General features: G+C 59.0%; 22 protein-coding genes. All 22 read left to right on the top strand.

The genetic code is table 11. From position 1 onward, the window contains the following. Positions 1–50 precede the first annotated feature (50 nt). Complete coding sequence (locus BLL42_RS06390) at positions 51–401, top strand: flagellar protein FlaG (RefSeq protein ID WP_071551292.1); 351 nt, start codon at positions 51–53, stop codon at positions 399–401. Between the two features lie 83 nt (positions 402–484). Continuing rightward, the gene (gene fliD, locus BLL42_RS06385) at positions 485–1,900 is read left to right on the top strand and encodes a flagellar filament capping protein FliD (protein WP_071551291.1); all 1,416 of its coding nucleotides are present in this window, start codon (positions 485–487) and stop codon (positions 1,898–1,900) included. Positions 1,901–2,030: 130 nt separating this feature from the next. Beyond that, positions 2,031–2,426, top strand: coding sequence for a flagellar export chaperone FliS (gene fliS, locus BLL42_RS06380; protein WP_071551290.1), 396 nt, complete (start codon positions 2,031–2,033; stop codon positions 2,424–2,426). A 10-nt stretch (positions 2,427–2,436) separates the two neighbouring features. Then, entirely contained in the window at positions 2,437–2,733 is a 297-nt protein-coding gene (fliT, locus tag BLL42_RS06375; protein WP_071551289.1) for a flagellar protein FliT, read from the top strand. A gap of 170 nt (positions 2,734–2,903) precedes the next feature. Then, a complete protein-coding gene (locus BLL42_RS06370) occupies positions 2,904–4,379 on the top strand; it encodes a sigma-54 dependent transcriptional regulator (protein WP_071551288.1) in 1,476 nt (491 codons plus the stop codon). Between the two features lie 128 nt (positions 4,380–4,507). Beyond that, positions 4,508–5,707 carry a sensor histidine kinase gene (locus tag BLL42_RS06365; RefSeq protein ID WP_167368555.1) on the top strand — a complete coding sequence of 400 codons (1,200 nt, stop codon included), beginning with the start codon at positions 4,508–4,510 and terminating at the stop codon, positions 5,705–5,707. Further along, positions 5,707–7,107, top strand: coding sequence for a sigma-54-dependent transcriptional regulator (locus BLL42_RS06360; RefSeq protein ID WP_071551286.1), 1,401 nt, complete (start codon positions 5,707–5,709; stop codon positions 7,105–7,107). Before BLL42_RS06365 ends, BLL42_RS06360 begins: the two co-directional genes overlap by 1 nt. Before the next feature lie 225 nt (positions 7,108–7,332). Beyond that, entirely contained in the window at positions 7,333–7,662 is a 330-nt protein-coding gene (gene fliE, locus BLL42_RS06355; RefSeq protein ID WP_071551285.1) for a flagellar hook-basal body complex protein FliE, read from the top strand. A 15-nt stretch (positions 7,663–7,677) separates the two neighbouring features. Continuing rightward, the gene (gene fliF / locus BLL42_RS06350) at positions 7,678–9,465 is read left to right on the top strand and encodes a flagellar basal-body MS-ring/collar protein FliF (RefSeq protein WP_071551284.1); all 1,788 of its coding nucleotides are present in this window, start codon (positions 7,678–7,680) and stop codon (positions 9,463–9,465) included. After that, the gene (gene fliG, locus BLL42_RS06345) at positions 9,458–10,477 is read left to right on the top strand and encodes a flagellar motor switch protein FliG (RefSeq protein ID WP_019692390.1); all 1,020 of its coding nucleotides are present in this window, start codon (positions 9,458–9,460) and stop codon (positions 10,475–10,477) included. The genes fliF and fliG overlap by 8 nt, the downstream gene beginning before the upstream one ends. A 4-nt stretch (positions 10,478–10,481) precedes the next feature. Further along, positions 10,482–11,291 (top strand): flagellar assembly protein FliH, encoded by an 810-nt coding sequence (gene fliH / locus BLL42_RS06340; protein WP_071551283.1) that lies wholly within the window; start codon positions 10,482–10,484, stop codon positions 11,289–11,291. After that, complete coding sequence (fliI, locus tag BLL42_RS06335; RefSeq protein ID WP_071551282.1) at positions 11,281–12,639, top strand: flagellar protein export ATPase FliI; 1,359 nt, start codon at positions 11,281–11,283, stop codon at positions 12,637–12,639. Before fliH ends, fliI begins: the two co-directional genes overlap by 11 nt. Before the next feature lie 6 nt (positions 12,640–12,645). Next, complete coding sequence (fliJ, locus tag BLL42_RS06330) at positions 12,646–13,095, top strand: flagellar export protein FliJ (RefSeq protein WP_071551281.1); 450 nt, start codon at positions 12,646–12,648, stop codon at positions 13,093–13,095. A gap of 162 nt (positions 13,096–13,257) precedes the next feature. Further along, positions 13,258–13,557, top strand: coding sequence for an STAS domain-containing protein (locus BLL42_RS06325; protein ID WP_071551280.1), 300 nt, complete (start codon positions 13,258–13,260; stop codon positions 13,555–13,557). Positions 13,558–13,562: 5 nt separating this feature from the next. Beyond that, positions 13,563–15,269 carry an ATP-binding SpoIIE family protein phosphatase gene (locus BLL42_RS06320; protein WP_071551279.1) on the top strand — a complete coding sequence of 569 codons (1,707 nt, stop codon included), beginning with the start codon at positions 13,563–13,565 and terminating at the stop codon, positions 15,267–15,269. A gap of 30 nt (positions 15,270–15,299) precedes the next feature. Further along, positions 15,300–15,644, top strand: coding sequence for an Hpt domain-containing protein (locus BLL42_RS06315; protein ID WP_071551278.1), 345 nt, complete (start codon positions 15,300–15,302; stop codon positions 15,642–15,644). A 104-nt stretch (positions 15,645–15,748) separates the two neighbouring features. Next, complete coding sequence (locus BLL42_RS06310) at positions 15,749–17,128, top strand: flagellar hook-length control protein FliK (protein ID WP_071551277.1); 1,380 nt, start codon at positions 15,749–15,751, stop codon at positions 17,126–17,128. 228 nt (positions 17,129–17,356) lie between these two features. Then, positions 17,357–17,857 (top strand): flagellar basal body-associated protein FliL, encoded by a 501-nt coding sequence (fliL, locus tag BLL42_RS06305; RefSeq protein WP_071551276.1) that lies wholly within the window; start codon positions 17,357–17,359, stop codon positions 17,855–17,857. A 9-nt stretch (positions 17,858–17,866) separates the two neighbouring features. Then, positions 17,867–18,835: a flagellar motor switch protein FliM gene (gene fliM / locus BLL42_RS06300; protein WP_071551275.1), complete on the top strand. Its 969-nt coding sequence runs from the start codon at positions 17,867–17,869 to the stop codon at positions 18,833–18,835. 69 nt (positions 18,836–18,904) lie between these two features. Beyond that, positions 18,905–19,366, top strand: coding sequence for a flagellar motor switch protein FliN (fliN, locus tag BLL42_RS06295; RefSeq protein ID WP_071551274.1), 462 nt, complete (start codon positions 18,905–18,907; stop codon positions 19,364–19,366). Then, positions 19,367–19,798 carry a flagellar biosynthetic protein FliO gene (fliO, locus tag BLL42_RS06290; RefSeq protein WP_071551273.1) on the top strand — a complete coding sequence of 144 codons (432 nt, stop codon included), beginning with the start codon at positions 19,367–19,369 and terminating at the stop codon, positions 19,796–19,798. Continuing rightward, the gene (fliP, locus tag BLL42_RS06285; RefSeq protein WP_071551272.1) at positions 19,798–20,547 is read left to right on the top strand and encodes a flagellar type III secretion system pore protein FliP; all 750 of its coding nucleotides are present in this window, start codon (positions 19,798–19,800) and stop codon (positions 20,545–20,547) included. Before fliO ends, fliP begins: the two co-directional genes overlap by 1 nt. Positions 20,548–20,561 lie beyond the last annotated feature (14 nt).

Here is a 20,561-nt window from a genome sequence, read left to right as displayed (position 1 = left end):
GGGGGCGCTGGGCGTGCTCTTCCGCTTTTTTACTTTAGGAGGTGATGGACATGGATATGAGCGTAAAGCTGAACTTGTCTTACCCGGCTGTTAAACCGGTGAGCAGCATTACCGATAAACCGGCTGAGGCGCCTCAGGTCGACAGCGCACAGCCTGTGGCTGGCAGTAAAGACTCCGATTCGGAGAAGTTGAAAGCTGCCGTACAGGAAATCGAAAAGTTCGTGCAGTCGATCAAGCGCAACCTGGAATTTTCGATCGATGAAGCGTCCGGCAAGGTTGTTGTAAAAGTGATCGCCACGGCAACGGGTGAAGTGGTGCGACAGATCCCTTCCGAAGAGGCCTTGAAGCTGGCGGACAGTTTGAATACGGCGAGCAATGTGTTGTTCGACGCAAAGGCCTGACAACTGGCATGAATAGTGTTTGCACGTTCGTTTGACGGCGTGAGTGGTCAAAAGACCGGCGACAAACAGAAAGGGAGAAGTACATGGCAAGTCCAATTTTACCGGGCACAGGTCTGGGTTCCGGCCTGGATATCGGTTCGATCGTTACAGCGTTGGTCAACAGCGACAAAGCTGCCAAGCAGGGTCAGATCACCTCGCAGACCACGCTCAACACCTCGAAGATTTCCGGTGTGGGCTCGCTCAAAAGTGCTTTGGCCGCTTATCAGGCCGCCATGGACAAGCTCAATAGCTCGACAAGCCCTGCGTTTGCGGGTTTTGCGGCAACTTCGTCGACTCCGGCGACCTTGACCGTGACCTCTGATAACACCGCCGTAAACGGTACTTACAACGTTAAAGTCAACAACCTGGCTAGCGGTTCCAAAGTTGCCAGTGCTTCATTTGCAGGCGGTGCTACCAGTGCCATTCCGACTGGTACTTTGAAAATCAGTCAAAATGGCACTGACTACAACGTCACTATCCCATCCGGTGCGACGTTGCAGTCCACTCGCGATGCGATCAACACTACCCTGAAAAACCAGGGCGTCACGGCCAACATCGTCACTGACAGCAGTGGTTCACGACTGGTGCTCGGGTCGACCACGACGGGCAAGGGCTCGGACCTTACTGTCAGTGGTATTGCCGGCCTGGAAATCGACGGCACCCAGGTGATGGGCGCTACACCTGCTCCGACCAGTGCCGGTACTATCGGCGCGCTGGCCGCTGATGCGAGCCTGACGATTGATGGTCTGACAGTGACCAGCAAAACCAACACCGTCAATCAGGCGGTGGGCGGCTTGAGCATGACGCTGGTTGCGCCGGGCACCTCGACGGTGAGCGTGGCGACCAACACCACCGGTTTGCAGACGGCGGTACAGTCGTTTGTCGACGCCTATAACACGCTGGTCAAGACGGTGACCTCGCTGACCCAGGCCTCGGCCGATGCCAATGGCAAGCTGACCGTCTCTGCTGCGCTGACCGGTGACTCGGTGCCTCGCACGCTGATTGCCAATATTCGCAATCAGTTGGTGACTCCTGGGCCGGGGGGGCAATTGGCGGTGTTATCGCAGTTGGGCATCACGACCGATCAGAAACTCGGTACGCTGAACTTTGACTCTACCAAGTTCAGCGCTGCGATGACTACCCAGGGGTTGGGTAGTCAGGTTCAGACGCTGTTCACCGGCACCAACAGCACCAATGGCCTGCTGGCCCGGATGGGTACGGCGATCAAGCCTTACTTGCAGACTGGCGGCATTCTTGATCAGCGCACCACCAGCCTGAACAAGCAGAAAAACGATCTGAGCAATCAGCAGGTAGCGTTGGACTTGCGTGTTACCACTATGACTGCAACGCTGACGGCCAAGTACAACGCCATGGACCTGTTGGTCGGGCAGATGAAGGCGACGTCGACCAGTATCAGCTCGTTCTTCACCTCCTTGAACGCGCAGAAGTCCGGCGGCTAGCCTTTGAGCTAGCGCCAAAAACCCGGCTGCGTTTTTAACGCGCCGGGTTTTTGCCATTTGAATTTAAAGTTTTTTGACTCGTAGACGATACATTGGTTATACGAGCCCTTGAATTGTGATGAGGTAGAGCATGAATCCGATGTTAGCCCTTCGGCAATATCAGAAAATTGGAGCGCAGGCCCAAACCTCCGAAGCCAGTCCGCACCGCTTGGTGCAGATGCTGATGGAAGGTGGGTTGGATCGTATTGCCCAGGCCAAAGGCGCCATGGAGCGCAAGGATATTCCGGGTAAAGGCGTATTGATCAGCAAGGCCATCGACATCATTGGCGGCTTGCGTGAAGGCCTGGACCTTGAGAACAAGGCGGATGAAGTGGGGGAGTTGGATAATCTCTACGTCTACATGATGAAGCGTCTGGCGGAGGCTAATATCAAGAGCGATCCGAAGATCCTCGACGAAGTCGCCGATTTGCTGGGTACAGTCAAAGAAGGCTGGGATGCCATCGCAGCGCCAGGTCCGCAGTTTTAAGGAGATCACCATGAGTCTTGTACTGCAGCGCATCGAACAAACCCGTGAAGCTCTGGTCAATGCACTGGCCGAGCGTAACTGGGAAGCTATCGGTCAATTGGACCTGGATTGCCGTTCCTGCATGGAAGACGTTTTGAGTGAGGCTTTGCTGGATGAGGCGGCGTTGCGCGATAACCTCGAGGGGTTGCTTGGGGTATATCGGCAGTTGTTAGAGGCGGCAACGGGGGAGCGTCAGGCAATATTCGATGAGATGTCGCAGATCCATCAAGCACAGAACGCGGCAAAGGTTTACCATCTGTTCGGTTAATCCTCAGTTAATCCGACCGTAGTGCGCCATAAATTTGACTGTGCACGGTTTTTTGACTTAACTAGTGGCTGTTTGAAGATTTCAGGCGTCTATCAGGCTTAACGTGCCTGCAAGCGTCTAGCTTGCCCACTCATTTCGGGCATTGAGTTGACTACGGAAGTTGCTATTGCATGTGGCGTGAAACCAAAATTCTGCTGATTGATGACGATAGCGTTCGCCGCCGCGACCTGGCGGTGATTTTAAATTTTCTTGGCGAAGAAAATTTACCCTGTGGTAGCCATGACTGGCAGCAGGCTGTCGGCTCTTTGTCATCAAGTCGTGAAGTGATCTGCGTCCTGATCGGGACGGTAAATGTTCCTGGCGCTCTTCCGGGTCTGTTAAAGACACTCGCTACCTGGGATGAGTTCCTTCCGGTTTTGTTAATGGGCGATAATTCTTCCGTTGACCTGCCGGAAGACCAGCGTCGCCGGGTGCTTTCCACGCTGGAAATGCCGCCCAGCTACAGCAAGTTGCTCGACTCCCTGCACCGCGCCCAGGTTTATCGCGAGATGTACGACCAGGCCCGCGAGCGCGGTCGTCACCGTGAGCCCAATCTTTTCCGTAGTCTTGTCGGCACCAGCCGGGCGATTCAACACGTCCGCCAGATGATGCAGCAAGTGGCCGACACCGATGCCAGCGTGCTGATCCTCGGTGAGTCCGGTACGGGCAAGGAAGTGGTCGCGCGCAACCTGCACTATCACTCCAAGCGTCGCGACGCGCCGTTCGTTCCGGTCAACTGCGGTGCGATCCCGGCCGAGCTGCTGGAAAGCGAATTGTTCGGCCATGAGAAGGGCGCCTTTACCGGGGCCATCACCAGTCGCGCCGGGCGTTTTGAGCTGGCCAACGGCGGTACGCTGTTTCTCGACGAGATCGGCGATATGCCATTGCCGATGCAGGTCAAGCTGCTGCGGGTATTGCAGGAGCGCACCTTTGAGCGCGTGGGGAGCAACAAGACCCAGAGCGTCGACGTGCGGATCATCGCTGCGACCCACAAGAATCTCGAAAGCATGATCGAGGTCGGCAGCTTCCGTGAGGATCTGTACTACCGCCTCAATGTCTTCCCGATCGAAATGGCGCCGCTGCGTGAGCGTGTCGAAGATATTCCGTTGTTGATGAACGAGTTGATCTCGCGGATGGAGCACGAGAAGCGCGGTTCCATTCGCTTCAACTCGGCAGCGATCATGTCGCTGTGCCGTCATGGCTGGCCGGGCAACGTCCGTGAGTTGGCCAACCTGGTCGAGCGCATGGCGATCATGCACCCGTACGGCGTGATCGGTGTGGTCGAGTTACCGAAGAAATTCCGTTATGTCGATGACGAAGACGAGCAATTGGTTGATAGCTTGCGCAGCGATCTTGAGGAGCGGGTAGCCATCAATGGGCATACCCCGGACTTCACCGCTAACGCCATGCTGCCGCCAGAAGGTCTGGACCTCAAAGACTACCTCGGTGGTCTGGAGCAGGGCCTGATTCAGCAGGCGCTGGACGATGCCAATGGCATCGTGGCGCGTGCTGCCGAGCGTCTGCGTATTCGACGCACCACCCTGGTGGAGAAGATGCGCAAGTACGGCATGAGCCGTCGCGAGGGTGATGAACAGGCGGACGATTGACGCCTGTTTTTCAACTCACTGAATAATGGGTGGTTTTTTTTAGGCACGGGTATTGCTACGTTCCTCGCAACGTTCCGTTTAACTGACGGTCAGCCAAGCGAGAGAGCACGATGCCCCACGCCGCCCAAATGTCTCCTGTCTCCGAAACCTCGGGGCAATCGTCCTCTGTAGAACAGGCAAGTCGGCTTGGCCTTGAGCAGACGTTCGCGCTGTTCAGTCAGATGTCGAGCCAACTGACCGATTCCTACAGCATGCTTGAAGCTCGGGTCACCGAGCTCAAGGGCGAACTGGCGGTGGTCAGTGCTCAGCGCATGCAAGAACTGGCCGAAAAAGAGCGCCTGGCCAACCGGCTGCAAAACCTTCTCGACTTGTTGCCTGGTGGCGTCATCGTCATTGATGCTCAGGGTATGGTGCGCGAAGCCAATCCGGCAGCGAGCGAGCTGCTGGGTCTGCCGCTTGAGGGCGAGTTGTGGCGTCAGGTCATTGCACGCTGCTTTGCTCCACGCGAAGACGACGGTCATGAAATTTCCCTGAAGGATGGTCGACGCCTGTCGATTGCCACGCGCTCGCTGGATGCCGAGCCGGGTCAGTTGGTGCTGCTCAACGACCTGACCGAAACCCGACACTTGCAGGATCAACTGGCTCGCCATGAACGCTTGTCGTCCCTCGGGCGGATGGTCGCTTCTCTGGCGCATCAGATTCGTACGCCACTGTCCGCAGCATTGCTGTACGCCAGTCATTTGACTGAGCAAGAGCTGCCGGTCGCCACCCAGCAGCGGTTTGCCGGGCGTTTGAAAGAGCGCCTGCATGAGCTCGAACATCAGGTGCGCGACATGCTGGTGTTCGCTCGCGGCGAGCTGCCGTTGACTGATCGTGTGACGCCCAGGGCGCTCCTGCAATCGCTGCAAGCGGCGGCATTGACTCATGTTCAGGATTATCCGGTGCGTTGGCAGTGCGACAGTCACGCCGGGGAGTTGCTGTGTAATCGTGACACGCTGGTCGGCGCACTGCTGAACCTGATTGAAAATGCGATTCAGGCCAGTGCCGGCGAAGTCCGTCTGAAAGTTCATCTGTACACCCGTGAAAACACTCTTCGACTGTGTGTCAGCGATAGCGGTGGTGGTATCGACGCGGCGGTGCTGGCGCGCCTGGGTGAGCCGTTTTTCACTACCAAAACCACCGGCACCGGCCTTGGCCTGACCGTGGTCAAGGCGGTGGCCCGTGCTCATCAGGGAGAATTGCAGTTGCGCTCGCGGCCGGGCCGCGGCACGTGTGCGGTGGTGGTCTTGCCGTTGTTTTCCAGCGCTCAAGGAGTGGAACGAGGCTGATGGCAATCAAGGTTTTACTGGTCGAGGATGACCGCGCACTGCGCGAAGCGTTGGCGGATACGTTGCTGCTGGCCGGTCACGACTACACCGCGGTGGGCTCGGCCGAAGATGCGCTGGAGGCCGTGGCGAGCGAGTCATTCAATCTGGTGGTCAGTGATGTCAACATGCCGGGCATGGATGGTCATCAGTTGTTGGGCTTGTTGCGAATTCGTCATCCGCAATTACCGGTGTTGCTGATGACTGCTCATGGCGCGGTTGAGCGCGCCGTCGATGCGATGCGTCAGGGGGCGGCGGATTATCTGGTCAAGCCGTTCGAGCCCAAGGCATTGCTGGATCTGGTGGCGCGCCATTCCCTGGGTTGTCTCGGTGCCTCAGAGGGCGAAGGCCCGGTAGCGTTCGAGCCGGCCAGTGCGCAGTTGCTTGAGCTGGCAGCCCGTGTGGCGCGCAGTGATTCGACGGTGTTGATCTCGGGTGAGTCGGGTACCGGCAAAGAGGTGCTGGCGCGTTACATTCATCAGCACTCGCGTCGCGCCAGTCAGCCGTTCATTGCAATCAATTGTGCGGCGATCCCGGACAACATGCTCGAGGCAACCTTGTTCGGTCATGAGAAAGGCTCGTTCACAGGTGCTATTGCGGCTCAGGCCGGCAAGTTCGAGCAGGCCGATGGCGGGACCATTTTGCTCGACGAGGTTTCCGAAATCCCCTTGGGGCTTCAGGCCAAGCTGCTGCGCGTTTTGCAGGAGCGTGAAGTCGAGCGTGTGGGCGCGCGCAAGCCCATTGCGCTGGATATTCGGGTGGTTGCGACCACTAACCGCGATTTGGCGGGCGAAGTGGCGGCAGGGCGCTTTCGTGAAGATCTTTACTATCGCCTGTCGGTATTTCCGTTGGCCTGGCGTCCGTTGCGTGAGCGCACTGCCGATATCTTGCCACTGGCCGAGCGTCTGCTGGTCAAGCACGTCAATAAAATGAAGCATGCCGCCGCCAGGCTATCGCCAGAAGCTCAGGCTTGCCTGATCGGTTATCCGTGGCCGGGCAACGTGCGTGAGCTGGACAACGCCATTCAGCGGGCGCTGATTTTGCAGCAGGGTGGTTTGATTCAGCCGCAGGACTTTTGTCTTGCGGGGCCGGTCGCTTGCGCACCACTGCCGGTATTGGCGCCGGTTCCCATGTCGTCACGAATGCTCGAGGTCGAGGCGCCGCAAGGCGATTCGGCGGGCGCGCTGGGCGATGACCTGCGGCGTCGCGAGTTTCAGATGATCATCGATACGTTGCGTTCCGAGCGCGGGCGGCGCAAGGAAGCGGCCGAGCGCCTGGGTATCAGCGCGCGGACCTTGCGCTACAAACTGGCGCAAATGCGTGATGCGGGAATGGATGTCGAAGGTTATGTGTTCGCGACCTGAGCTCCTATACGCCGCATACCGTAGGAGCTGCCACAGGCTGCGATCTTTTGATCTTCGATGTCCTTGAATACGCCAAAAGATCGCAGGCTTCGCCAGCTCCTACAGGTAAGGCGCCGGCCAAGACTTTTATGAAAGGTCGCCATGGAGCTGGCACCCTTGTTGCTAACACCACTCTATCCGCCGAGTGAGTGTCAAAAAATTGCGGGTCGTCAGAGAGAGTAGACCATGAGCCAAGGTATTGAATTTAATCGGTTGATGTTGGACATGCGGTCCATGCAAATGGACGCCATGGCTCAGCCGAAAGCGGCAGTCGCGGGGCCGGAAATGGGCGGTAGCAGCTTTGCCGCCATGCTCGGTCAGGCCGTCAACAAGGTCAACGACACCCAGCAGGCTTCGAACCAACTGGCCAATGCTTTCGAAATTGGCAAAAGCGGCGTCGACCTGACAGACGTAATGATTTCCTCGCAGAAGGCCAGCGTGTCTTTCCAGGCGTTGACCCAAGTGCGTAACAAGCTGGTTCAGGCATACCAAGACATCATGCAGATGCCGGTTTAAGGACGAGATTGAGTCATGGCAGAAGCAGTCGCCGATAACGTTCCGGCCAAGGTCACGCCTGCAGACGGCAAACCGCCGTTGTTTGGTCTGTCCTTCCTGGAAAACCTCTCCGAGATGACCATGCTGCGTCAGGTGGGCCTGTTGGTTGGCCTGGCTGCGAGCGTGGCGATTGGTTTTGCCGTGGTGCTGTGGTCGCAGCAACCCGACTATCGGCCGCTGTACGGCAGCCTTGCCGGTATGGACGCCAAACAGGTCATGGAAACCCTGGCTGCTGCCGACATTCCATACACCGTTGAGCCCAACTCCGGTGCCTTGCTGGTCAAGGCCGACGATGTGGCGCGTGCGCGGCTCAAGCTCGCCGCTGCTGGTGTCACTCCCAGCGACGGCAACATCGGTTTTGAAATTCTCGACAAGGACCAGGGTCTGGGGACCAGTCAGTTCATGGAGGCGACCCGTTATCGTCGCGGCCTTGAGGGTGAGCTGGCGCGGACCATTTCCAGCCTGAACAACGTCAAGGGTGCACGTGTGCACCTGGCAATTCCGAAAAGCTCGGTATTCGTGCGTGATGAACGCAAGCCAAGCGCATCGGTACTGGTCGAGCTCTATTCCGGTCGATCGCTGGAACCTGGTCAGGTCATGGCCATTATCAATCTGGTGGCAACCGCCGTTCCCGAGTTGAGCAAGTCGCAGATCACCGTCGTGGACCAGAAGGGCACCTTGCTCTCCGATCAGGCGGAAAACTCCGAACTGACCATGGCCGGCAAGCAATTCGATTACAGCCGCCGCATGGAAAGCATGCTCACCCAGCGTGTTCACAATATTCTGCAACCGGTGCTGGGCAACGATCGCTACAAGGCTGAAGTCTCCGCCGACGTGGATTTCAGTGCGGTCGAGTCGACTTCGGAGCAGTTCAACCCGGATCAGCCAGCACTGCGCAGCGAGCAATCGACTTCCGAGCAGCGCACCGCCAGCAACGGCCCGCAAGGCGTTCCCGGTGCTCTGAGCAATCAGCCGCCATCGCCGGCCTCTGCACCACAAACCACCGGTGGCTCGAGTGCTGCCGCTGGCATGGTGCAGCCGGGTCAGCCACTGCTTGATGCCAACGGCCAGCAAATCATGGACCCGGCAACCGGTCAGCCGATGCTGGCACCGTACCCGGCGGACAAGCGTCAACAATCCACCAAGAACTTCGAGCTCGACCGTTCCATCAGTCATACCAAACAACAGCAGGGTCGTTTGAATCGCCTGTCGGTTGCGGTCGTTGTGGATGATCAGGTCAAGGTCAACGCGGCCAACGGTGAAACCACTCGTGCGCCGTGGAGCGCCGATGAATTGGCGCGCTTCACGCGTCTGGTGCAGGACGCTGTCGGTTTTGACGCCAGCCGTGGCGACAGCGTCAGCGTGATCAACGTGCCGTTCTCGGCCGAGCGCGGCGAAGTCATCGCAGACATTCCGTTTTACTCGCAGCCCTGGTTCTGGGATGTGGTGAAACAGGTTCTCGGCGTGTTGTTCATTCTGGTGCTGGTGTTCGGCGTGCTACGTCCGGTGCTCAATAACATCACCGGCGGCGGCAAAGGCAAGCAACTGGCGGGTCTTGGCAGCGATGTCGAGCTCGGTGGCATGGGCGGTCTGGACGGCGAACTGGCCAACGACCGCGTCAGCCTCGGCGGCCCGCAAAGTATTCTGCTGCCTAGCCCGAGCGAAGGCTATGACGCACAGTTGAACGCAATCAAGAGCCTGGTGGCCGAAGATCCGGGTCGTGTGGCTCAGGTCGTGAAAGAGTGGATTAACGCAGATGAGTGATAACCGAGCCGCTATCGCCAAACTCAGCCGGGTCGACAAAGCCGCGATTCTGCTGCTGTCCCTGGGTTCAACCGATGCCGCGCAAGTGCTACGCCACATGGGGCCCAAAGAGGTCCAGCGTGTGGGGGTGGCCATGGCGCAAATGGGCAATGTGCACCGTGAGCAGGTCGAGCAGGTGATGAGCGAGTTCGTCGACATCGTCGGTGATCAGACCAGCCTCGGCGTCGGTTCCGATGATTACGTGCGCAAGATGCTCACCCAGGCGCTCGGTGAGGACAAGGCCAACGGACTGATCGACCGTATTCTGCTGGGTGGCAACACCAGCGGCCTGGACAGCCTGAAGTGGATGGAGCCGCGTGCGGTGGCGGACGTGATCCGTTACGAGCACCCGCAGATCCAGGCCATCGTCGTGGCGTATCTCGACCCGGATCAGGCCGGCGAAGTGCTTGGCAACTTCGACCACAAAGTGCGGCTGGACATCATTTTGCGGGTCTCGTCGCTGAATACTGTGCAACCGGCAGCCCTGAAAGAGCTGAACCAGATTCTCGAGAAGCAATTCTCCGGCAACTCCAACGCTGCGCGTACCACCCTGGGCGGTATCAAACGTGCCGCCGACATCATGAACTTCCTCGACAGCTCGATCGAAGGTCAGTTGATGGACTCGATCCGCGAAGTCGACGAAGACCTGTCCGGTCAGATCGAAGACCTCATGTTCGTGTTCAACAACCTGTCCGACGTCGACGATCGCGGAATTCAGGCATTGTTGCGCGAAGTGTCCTCGGATGTGCTGGTGCTGGCCCTCAAAGGCTCGGACGAAGGCGTCAAGGAAAAGATCTTCAAGAACATGTCCAAGCGTGCGGCCGAATTGCTGCGCGACGACCTGGAGGCCAAGGGCCCGGTGCGCGTCAGCGACGTCGAAACCGCGCAGAAGGAAATCCTCACCATTGCCCGCCGTATGGCCGAAGCCGGAGAAATCGTTCTCGGCGGGAAGGGCGGCGAGGAAATGATTTAACGCTATGGCATCCAAGAGTGATGAGTCGCCCACCGACCTGATCCGTGCGCGTGATGTCAGTGGTTTTGATGTCTGGTCGTTGCCCAGCTTCGACCCTTACGTTCCGGAACCTGAGCCCGAGCCTGAGCCCGAGCCGCCGGAGATGGAAGAAGTGCCGCTGGAGGAAGTCCAGCCACTGACCCTCGAAGAACTCGAAAGCATTCGTCAGGAAGCCTACAACGAAGGCTTTGCCACCGGCGAGAAAGAAGGTTTTCACAGCGCCACGCTCAAGGTTCGTCAGGAGGCTGACGTGGCCCTGAGCGCGAAGCTCGCCAGCCTTGAATTGCTGATGGGCAATCTGTTCGAGCCGATTGCCGAGCAGGACACGCAAATCGAGAAATCCCTGGTCGGTCTGGTTCAGCACACCACCAGGCAGGTGATTCAGCGCGAACTGGCCATCGACTCGACACACATCGAACACGTCATGCGTGAGGCCCTGAAGTTGCTGCCGTTGGGCGTCGGGAATGTGCGTCTGTACATCAATCCGCAGGACTTTGAGCAGGTCAAAGCCCTGCGCGAGCGCCATGAAGAGACCTGGCGCATCGTCGAAGACGAAGCCCTGTTGCCGGGCGGATGTCGGGTCGAGACCGAGCACAGCCGTATCGACGCGACAGTCGAAACCCGCATCACGCAAATCATGGTCAAGCTGTTTGATCAGTTGCACGACCAGGCATTGCATCCGGCCGAGGCGGATCTGACGCTGGAACTTCCTGTCAGCGAAAAGCCGTCTGTCGCAGTGGATGAGCCAGAGCTGGAAATCGCTGATGCGCCTTGATCGCACCAGCTTCGGCAAGCGCCTGAGTACGTATGCGCACGCCACTGAGTTGCCCGGTCAGCCAATTCTCGAAGGGCGCTTGCTGCGCATGGTGGGCCTGACGCTTGAGGCCGAGGGTTTGCGCGCTGCCATGGGCAGCCGCTGCATGGTGATCAACGACGACAGTTATCACCCGGTTCAGGTCGAAGCGGAAGTCATGGGCTTCTCCGGCAGCAAGGTGTTTCTGATGCCGGTCGGCAGTGTCGCCGGCATCGCCCCGGGCGCCAGGGTTGTCCCTCTGGCCGATACCGGTCGCTTGCCGATGGGCATGAGCATGCTCGGGCGCGTACTGGACGGCGCTGGCCGTGCGCTGGACGGCAAGGGCGGGATGAAAGCCGAGGACTGGGTGCCGATGGATGGTCCGACCATCAACCCGCTCAAGCGCGACCCTATCAGCCAGCCGCTGGACGTGGGCATTCGCTCCATCAACGGATTATTGACAGTCGGTCGCGGTCAGCGCCTTGGCCTCTTCGCCGGCACCGGCGTCGGCAAGAGTGTGCTGCTGGGCATGATGACCCGCTTCACCGAGGCCGACATCATCGTGGTCGGGCTGATCGGTGAGCGGGGTCGCGAGGTCAAGGAGTTCATCGAGCACATCCTTGGTGAAGAGGGGCTCAAGCGCTCCGTGGTGGTTGCATCTCCCGCGGACGATGCGCCATTGATGCGTTTGCGCGCCGCGATGTATTGCACGCGAATCGCCGAATATTTCCGCGACAAGGGCAAGAACGTCTTGTTGCTGATGGATTCCCTGACTCGTTTTGCTCAGGCACAACGGGAAATCGCCCTGGCTATCGGCGAGCCGCCCGCGACCAAGGGTTATCCGCCGTCGGTATTCGCCAAGCTGCCGAAACTGGTGGAGCGTGCCGGTAATGCCGAGGCGGGTGGAGGTTCGATCACCGCGTTTTATACGGTCCTGTCCGAAGGCGACGACCAGCAGGATCCGATCGCCGACGCCGCGCGGGGCGTGCTCGATGGGCACATCGTCCTGTCGCGGCGCCTGGCGGAAGAGGGGCACTACCCGGCGATCGACATCGAGGCGTCCATCAGTCGGGTCATGCCGTCGGTGGTCAGTCCGGATCACATGACGCGTGCGCAGTACTTCAAGCAGCTCTGGTCGCGTTACCAGCAAAGTCGCGACTTGATCAGCGTCGGCGCCTATGTGGCGGGCGGTGATCGGGAAACCGATCTGGCAATCTCGTTGCAGCCACAACTGGTCAAGTACCTGCGTCAGGGGCTGAACGACAGCATCAGTCTCGGTGAGAGCGAGGCGTATCTGGCCTCGATCTTCGCCCCGGCGGCTGGCGGCTAACCCCTCATGGCCCAGAGCCGGTCAGCCCGCTTGGCGCCCGTGGTCGAGATGGCTGAAAAGGCCGAAAAGACTGCCGTCCAGCGCCTGGGTCACTTCCAGGGTCAGGTGCGATTGGCCGAGAGCAAACTCGCCGACCTCGAAAGTTTCCGCCTCGAGTATCAGGAGCAATGGATCGAGCGCGGCAGCCGTGGCGTCTCGGGGCAGTGGCTGTTGGGGTATCAGGGCTTTCTCGCACAACTGGGCACCGCTATCGATCAGCAGCGCCAAAGCCTGGCCTGGCATCAGAACAACCTGAACAAGGCGCGTGAAACCTGGCAGCAGGCTTTTGCCCGGGTTGAAGGGCTGCGCAAACTGGTGCAGCGTTACATGGATGAAGCCCGCCAACTCGAAGACCGGCGCGAGCAGAAGCTGCTCGATGAGCTTTCCCAGCGCCTGCCGCGCCACGATCCGTATTGAGCGCTGGTTTCAAAAAGATCGCAGCCTTCGGCAGCTCCTACGAGATCGGGTTTGCATGTGGTCAATGTAGGAGCTGCCGAAGGCTGCGATCTTTTGACCTTGCTCATGCCCTCCGCAAGTGCTAAACCTTCTACACGTTGCCAATGACAGGGAAGCCGTAACATGTCAGTCGTTACAGAAGTATCATCGGATGGGCAAAAACTCACCATTTCGGTCAAAGGGCGGTTCGATTTCGCCAAGCATCAGGAGTTTCGTGAGTCCTACGAGGATAAGGAGCTCTCTGCGGTTGTCGTCGACCTGAAAGAAGCGACCTACCTCGACAGCTCGGCGTTGGGTATGTTGCTGTTGCTGCGCGATCACGCAGGTGGAGACAACTCCGATATTCGCGTGGTCAATAGCAGTTCCGATGTGAAGAAAATCCTCGCTATTTCCAATTTCGACAAGCTGTTCGACATCAGTTGATCGTCATGTCGACGCTGCCCGAGCCGCTGACCGTGCTGATCGCTGAAGACAGCGCGGCCGATCGCTTGCTGCTGTCGAGTATTGTTCGTCGACAGGGGCATGAGGTGTTGACCGCGGCCAATGGTGCCGAAGCGGTTGAGCTGTATCAGCAGCAGCGTCCTCAACTGGTGTTGATGGACGCGATGATGCCGGTGATGGACGGTTTCGAAGCGGCGCGGCAGATCAAGCTGCTGGCCGGCGAAACCCTGGTGCCGATCATCTTCCTGACCTCATTGACGGAAAGCGAAGCCTTGGCGCGTTGCCTGGAGGCGGGTGGCGACGACTTTCTGGCAAAACCCTATAACCAGGTGATCCTGGGCGCCAAGATCAAGGCGATGGACCGATTGCGGCGCTTGCAGGCGACGGTCCTGGAGCAGCGCGATCTGATCGCCCGGCACCATGAGTACCTGCTCAATGAGCAGCGGGTGGCCAAGGCGGTATTCGACAAGGTCGCTCACTCCGGTTGCCTGAGCGCGCCCAATATCCGTTATTCGCAGTCCCCCTATGCGTTGTTCAACGGCGACCTGTTGCTGGCGGCATTCACCCCGGCCGGTGACATGCATGTGCTGCTGGGGGATTTCACCGGTCATGGCCTGCCGGCGGCGGTCGGCGCCATGCCGCTGGCGGAAGTGTTCTACGGCATGACCGCCAAGGGATACGGCCTGGCGGAAATGCTGCGTGAGATGAACGCCAAGCTCAAACGTATCCTGCCGGTGGACATGTTCTGTTGTGCGACCCTGTTGTGCCTGAGTTTTCAGCGGCGTTCAGTGGAGGTCTGGAACGGCGGTATGCCGGATGGTTATCTGCATGATATCGCCAACGGCAAGCGCACCACGTTGCTGGCGCGGCATCTGCCGCTGGGTGTGTTGAGTTCGCAAGCCTTTGATGATCGCACCGAGGTGTTCCCGATGGCCCTCGGCGACCGGGTGTTCCTGTTGTCGGACGGCGTGATCGATACCTGTGATGCCGACGAGCAGCTGTTTGGTGTCGAGCGATTGGAGCGAGTGTTTGCCGACAATCGCCTGCCAGAACGGTTGTTCGAGGAGATTGAACAGGCGCTGCGGGATTTCCGTGGCGAGGCGCGAGATGATGTCAGCATGGTGGAGGTCAGCCTGCTCGAAGCCACGCAACTCAGGCCTGCGACCATTGTGTATTCCGACAGTGGCGAGTCTTGCCCGCTGGACTGGTCGGTGAGTTTCGAGTTTCGCGCAGACACGCTCAAGCGCTTCAATCCGTTGCCTTATCTGTTGCAGTTGTTGCTTGAGGTGCATGGGCTGCGGGCGCAAAGCGGGGCACTTTACAGTGTGCTGGCCGAGCTCTATTCCAATGCGCTGGAGCATGGTGTGCTGGGACTGGATTCGAGTCTCAAGCGCGATGCGTCCGGGTTTGCGCGGTATTATGAGCAACGCAATGCGCGCCTGGAGGCGCTTGAGGACGGCTACCTGCGGGTGCATATGCAAGTGTCGCCGCAAGGTGCAGGTGGCTGTCTGGTGGTTGAAATTGAAGACAGCGGTGCAGGGTTCGACGTGCAGCGAGTCATGGCTCGACCTGTCGACGGCGACCGCTTGTCGGGTCGCGGGGTGAGTCTGGTTCGCCAATTGAGCCACAACGCCAGTTGGTCGGACAATGGCCGACGTGCCCGCGTAGAGTTTTCCTGGGCGGCTCAGGCATAATCCGCGCATTCTTGATCAAGGAGCGAACAAGTGACTGACATTCATCTGGACCCGGAAGTGCTGAGTGCGTTGAAGGAGGTCATGGAGGATGAGTACCTGACACTTCTGGATACTTTTCTTCAGGACTCCGAAACGCGCTTGACCCAACTTCACGGGGCCCAGGACCCTGATCAATTGCTCAGTGCCGCCCACAGCTTCAAGGGCAGTAGCAGCAACATGGGGGCCAGACGCCTGGCTGAGCTATGCAATGAGCTGGAGCAGCGAGCCAAACAAAAAAGCCTTGCGGGAATTGAAGAGCTGGTCGGAGAAATCGACGGCGAATTCGCCATCGTCCGACGACTGTATCGTGAAGAGCGCCAGCGTTTTCATTATTAAAAGCGTCATCGGTACAGGTTTTTCTAGCGTCTGATCAAACTTGGCTCGACCCTTGCATTTTGTTTCTCAACTGTACCTACGATCCCAGTGCAGCGGAGACCGTTATGCCCCTCGCCCCGAATATGCTTCTTCAGGCCGCATCGCAGGCCAAGACTCAGGCTGCGTCTGCGACCGTGGCTGTCAATGCGCCGGTAACGCCCGCAGAGTCAAGGGATAAGGCCGCAAGTTTCTCTCAGGTCTACGCCAAGCAGTCGCAAGCGACTCCTGCGTCAGGCACTGAGGTTGCCGGCAAAACCGTGCGTGACAAAGTGGCGGACAACTCCGGCAAAAAGGTCTCGCCTGACAACAAGTCTGCCGCTCCGGAGGCGACGGTTGCCGATAACGGCAAATCCTTGCCCGCCGACAAACCGGCGGATACCGGCGATAAGTCCGCAAGCGACGCTGCGGCGGCCAAGGATACCCCGGTGGCTGATAGCGCTCCGGTCGACCCTGCTCTCGATCCGGCATTGGCGCAGGCGGTGCAACCGGCGCCAGTGCCGGTACCAGATCCACAAGCACCGCCCGTGATTGCTCCGGCTCAGGTTCAGACCCCGCCTCAGGTCGACGCAGCGCTTGCGGCTACAGTGACGCCTGCGCCGGCTCAGCCTGCGGTGGCGCCTGACCCCTCGTTCGATCCTGCATCCGATCCTTTGGATGCGATGCCGGCCTTGCGTCTGGCGCTGGAGCAAAGTGGTCACGTGTCGGCGTCCAGTCAGTCCCCGGCAAAGGCGACACCGGATCAGGCTGATGGCGAGCCCACTGCGGCGCAGAACTTTGCCAATGGCATGGCGAGCATGCTTGAGGTGCAAACCGACAAGGACAGCACCAGTCAGGGAGGCGAAAAGTCTTTCAGTGGGTTGATCGACGACGGGCTCAAGGATTTGAAGTCGGCGAGCAGTGACACGCGTGTTGATGATTTTGCCAATCGTCTGGCGGCGATGACCCAGGCCGCCACACCAAAGACCGCGAATGCGTTGCCGGTGAATCAACCGATCGCCATGCATCAGAGCGGCTGGACCGAGGAAGTGGTCAATCGGGTCATGTACCTGTCGAGTGCCAACCTCAAGGCGGCTGATATTCAGCTTCAACCAGCGGAATTGGGTCGCCTGGATATTCGGGTGAACATGGTCCCCGATCAGCAGACTCAAGTGACCTTCATGAGTGCTCACGTTGGCGTGCGTGAGGCGCTGGACAGTCAGATGCATCGTCTGCGCGACATGTTTGCCCAGCAAGGCATGGGGCAGGTTGATGTCAACGTGTCCGACCAGTCTCGCGGCTGGCAAGGACAGGGACAACAGCAGGCACAGCAAGGTCAAAACGGGCCCACCAGTGCCAATGGTGGTCGCCTGGGCTCGGCGGATGAAGAGCTGCCAGTGAGCGTGGCTGAAGCGGCTGCCAACACCACCAGCGTCATCGGTTCCAGCGCAGTCGACTATTACGCCTGACAAGTTGCAGCGACCCGAACAGATCGCAGCCTTCGGCAGCTCCTACGGATTGGCGTACGCCTCGCCTTTGTAGGAGCTGCCGAAGGTTCGGGTCGCGTTCGGACGATCTTTTGACTTTGGCATTTGCCAACCCCCCCCCTCCATTTTCCTCTCTGACACTTCTGGCATAACACTTGCTCTTGCCTTGCCGTGCACCTGTGAAAACTCGAATAGTGACGGATTATTGGCATGGCGAAGAGCGAAGCAGCAGTGAAAGACCCTGCCGGGAAAGGCAAACTCAAGCTTATTCTCGTGATTGTGCTGGCCGTGCTGCTGGCGATCGGTCTGTCCGTGGGCGCGACCTGGTACTTCATGCACAGCGCTCAGAGCAAGCCTGCGCCTGCTGCCGAGGCCGCCAGCAACGTCAAGCCTGCGGCGATTTATGAGCCCATGGCCCCAGCCTTCGTGGCCAACTACAACCAGAATGGCCGTCAGCGCTACATGCAGGTGAGCATCACCCTGCAGGCGCGTAACCAGGCGGATCTGGATGCGCTGAAAGTGCATATGCCGGTGATTCGCAACAACCTGGTCATGCTCTTCTCCGGGCAGAGCTTCGACACTCTGGCGACCCCGGTCGGTCAGGAAATGCTGCGCCAGAAAGCCACTGCCAGTGTGCAGGAGGTAGCGCAGAAGGAAGTCGGCAAAGTCGTTATCGACCAGTTGCTCTTTACCAATTTCGTACTGCAGTAGGAACACGACATGGCCGTGCAAGACCTGCTGTCCCAGGATGAGATCGATGCGCTGTTGCATGGCGTCGATGACGGTCTGGTACAGACCGACAATGCTGCAGAACCGGGCGGTGCCAAAAGCTACGACCTGACCAGCCAGGATCGCATCGTTCGCGGACGCATGCCGACCCTGGAAATGATCAACGAGCGTTTTGCACGCTACACCCGCATCAGCATGTTCAACATGTTGCGTCGCTCGGCAGACGTTGCCGTCGGTGGTGTACAGGTGATGAAGTTCGGCGAGTACGTGCACTCGCTGTATGTGCCGACCAGCCTCAACCTGGTCAAGATCAAGCCGTTGCGCGGCACTGGGCTGTTCATTCTGGATGCCAAGCTGGTGTTCAAGCTAGTGGACAATTTTTTTGGCGGTGACGGTCGTCACGCCAAGATCGAAGGTCGTGAATTCACCCCGACCGAGTTGCGCGTCGTGCGCATGGTGCTGGAACAGGCCTTCATCGACCTGAAGGAAGCCTGGCAGGCGATCATGGAAGTCAACTTCGAGTACATCAACTCGGAAGTGAACCCGGCCATGGCCAACATCGTCGGGCCGAGCGAAGCGGTGGTGGTCTCGACCTTCCACATCGAACTTGATGGCGGTGGCGGCGATCTGCACGTGACCATGCCGTACTCGATGATCGAACCGGTCCGAGAAATGCTTGATGCCGGCTTCCAGTCGGACCTCGACGATCAGGACGAGCGTTGGGTCAACGCCTTGCGCCAGGACTTGCTGGATGTCGATGTTCCGCTGAGCGCCACCGTCGCCCGTCGCCAGTTGCGCCTGCGGGACATCCTGCACATGCAGCCGGGTGATGTGATCCCGGTGGAACTGCCGGAAGAAATGGTCATGCGCGCCAATGGCGTGCCTGCATTCAAGGTCAAACTGGGCTCCCACAAGGGCAACCTGGCGTTGCAAGTGATCGAGCCGATCGAGCGCCGCTGATCGGCGCTCGTACACATTCGCTTTTAACTGACGGCTCCTAATAGATTGGTTGCCCGCTGAGGACAAATGATGGCTGACGAAATGAATACCCAGGACGACCAGGCGCTGGCCGATGAATGGGCTGCGGCTCTCGAAGAAACGGGTGATGCCGGGCAGGACGACATTGATGCCTTGCTGGCCGCCGATGCGGCGACTTCGTCGTCCTCCAGTCGTCTGGCAATGGAAGAGTTCGGCAGCGTGCCGAAGAACAACGAACCCGTGACCCTCGACGGTCCTAACCTGGACGTGATTCTGGACATTCCGGTGTCAATCTCCATGGAAGTCGGCAGCACCGATATCAACATTCGAAACCTGCTGCAGCTCAACCAGGGCTCGGTGATCGAGCTTGACCGTCTGGCCGGCGAACCGCTGGACGTACTGGTCAATGGCACGCTCATCGCTCACGGCGAAGTGGTGGTGGTCAACGAGAAGTTCGGCATCCGCCTGACCGACGTGATCAGTCCAAGCGAACGCATCAAGAAGCTGCGCTGAGTGAAGGCGTTTCTCGGCGTATTGCTGGCCTTGCCGCTCAGTGCATGGGCGGCGGAACCGGTAGCGGCGGTCTCGACACCTGCGGTCGGCAGCGGCGTGGCCGGGCAGTTGACTCAGCTGGTGCTGGGATTGCTGCTGGTGCTGGGCCTGATCTTCTTTCTCGCCTGGTTGTTGCGCCGCGTCCAGCAGGCGGGTCCTGCGGGCAAAGGGCAAGTGATCGAGCTGATCGGCTCGCGCGCCCTCGGGCCGCGTGATCGCCTGGTACTGGTGCAAGTCGGAAACGAGCAGATTCTGCTTGGGCTGACCCCAGGCACCATTACCCCGTTGCATGTGCTCAAGGAGCCGGTGCAAGTGCCGAGCACCGAGCAGGCGACCCCCGAGTTTGCCCAGCGCCTGATGGAGTTACTGGGTAAAGATAAGGATAAGAAGTAATGCCGTTGCGCATCCTGTTGACGCTGGTCCTGATGCTGGCTGCGCCGTTGGCGTTTGCTGCCGACCCGCTGTCGATCCCGGCGATCACCCTGGGCACGAACGCCAATGGCGCTCAGGAGTACTCGGTCAGTCTGCAAATCCTGCTGATCATGACCGCGCTGAGCTTCATTCCTGCGTTCGTCATGCTGATGACCAGCTTCACCCGGATCATCATCGTGTTCTCGATCCTGCGCCAGGCCCTGGGTTTGCAGCAGACGCCGTCGAACCAGATCCTCACCGGCATGGCGCTGTTCCTGACCATGTTCATCATGGCGCCGGTCTTTGATCGGGTGAATCAGGATGCCTTGCAGCCTTATCTGGCCGAGAAGCTTACGGCTCAGGATGCAGTGGCCAAGGCGCAAGTACCGATCAAGGACTTCATGCTGGCGCAGACCCGCAGCAGTGACCTTGAGCTGTTCATGCGTCTGTCCAAGCGCACCGACATCGCGACGCCGGATCAGGCGCCGCTGACCATCCTGGTACCGGCGTTCGTGACCTCGGAATTGAAAACTGCATTCCAGATTGGTTTCATGATCTTCATTCCATTCCTGATCATCGACCTGGTCGTTGCCAGTGTGCTGATGGCCATGGGCATGATGATGCTCTCGCCGCTGATCATTTCGCTGCCGTTCAAGATCATGCTGTTTGTGTTGGTGGATGGCTGGGCATTGATCATCGGTACGCTGGCGAGCAGTTTCGGCGGTGTTTAGACATCTGTGGGCGG

Source organism: Pseudomonas frederiksbergensis, from assembly GCF_001874645.1.
Taxonomy (GTDB): domain Bacteria; phylum Pseudomonadota; class Gammaproteobacteria; order Pseudomonadales; family Pseudomonadaceae; genus Aquipseudomonas; species Aquipseudomonas frederiksbergensis_B.
Note: the sequence above shows the minus strand (reverse complement) of the source record. Positions and strands in the feature narration are given on the sequence as shown.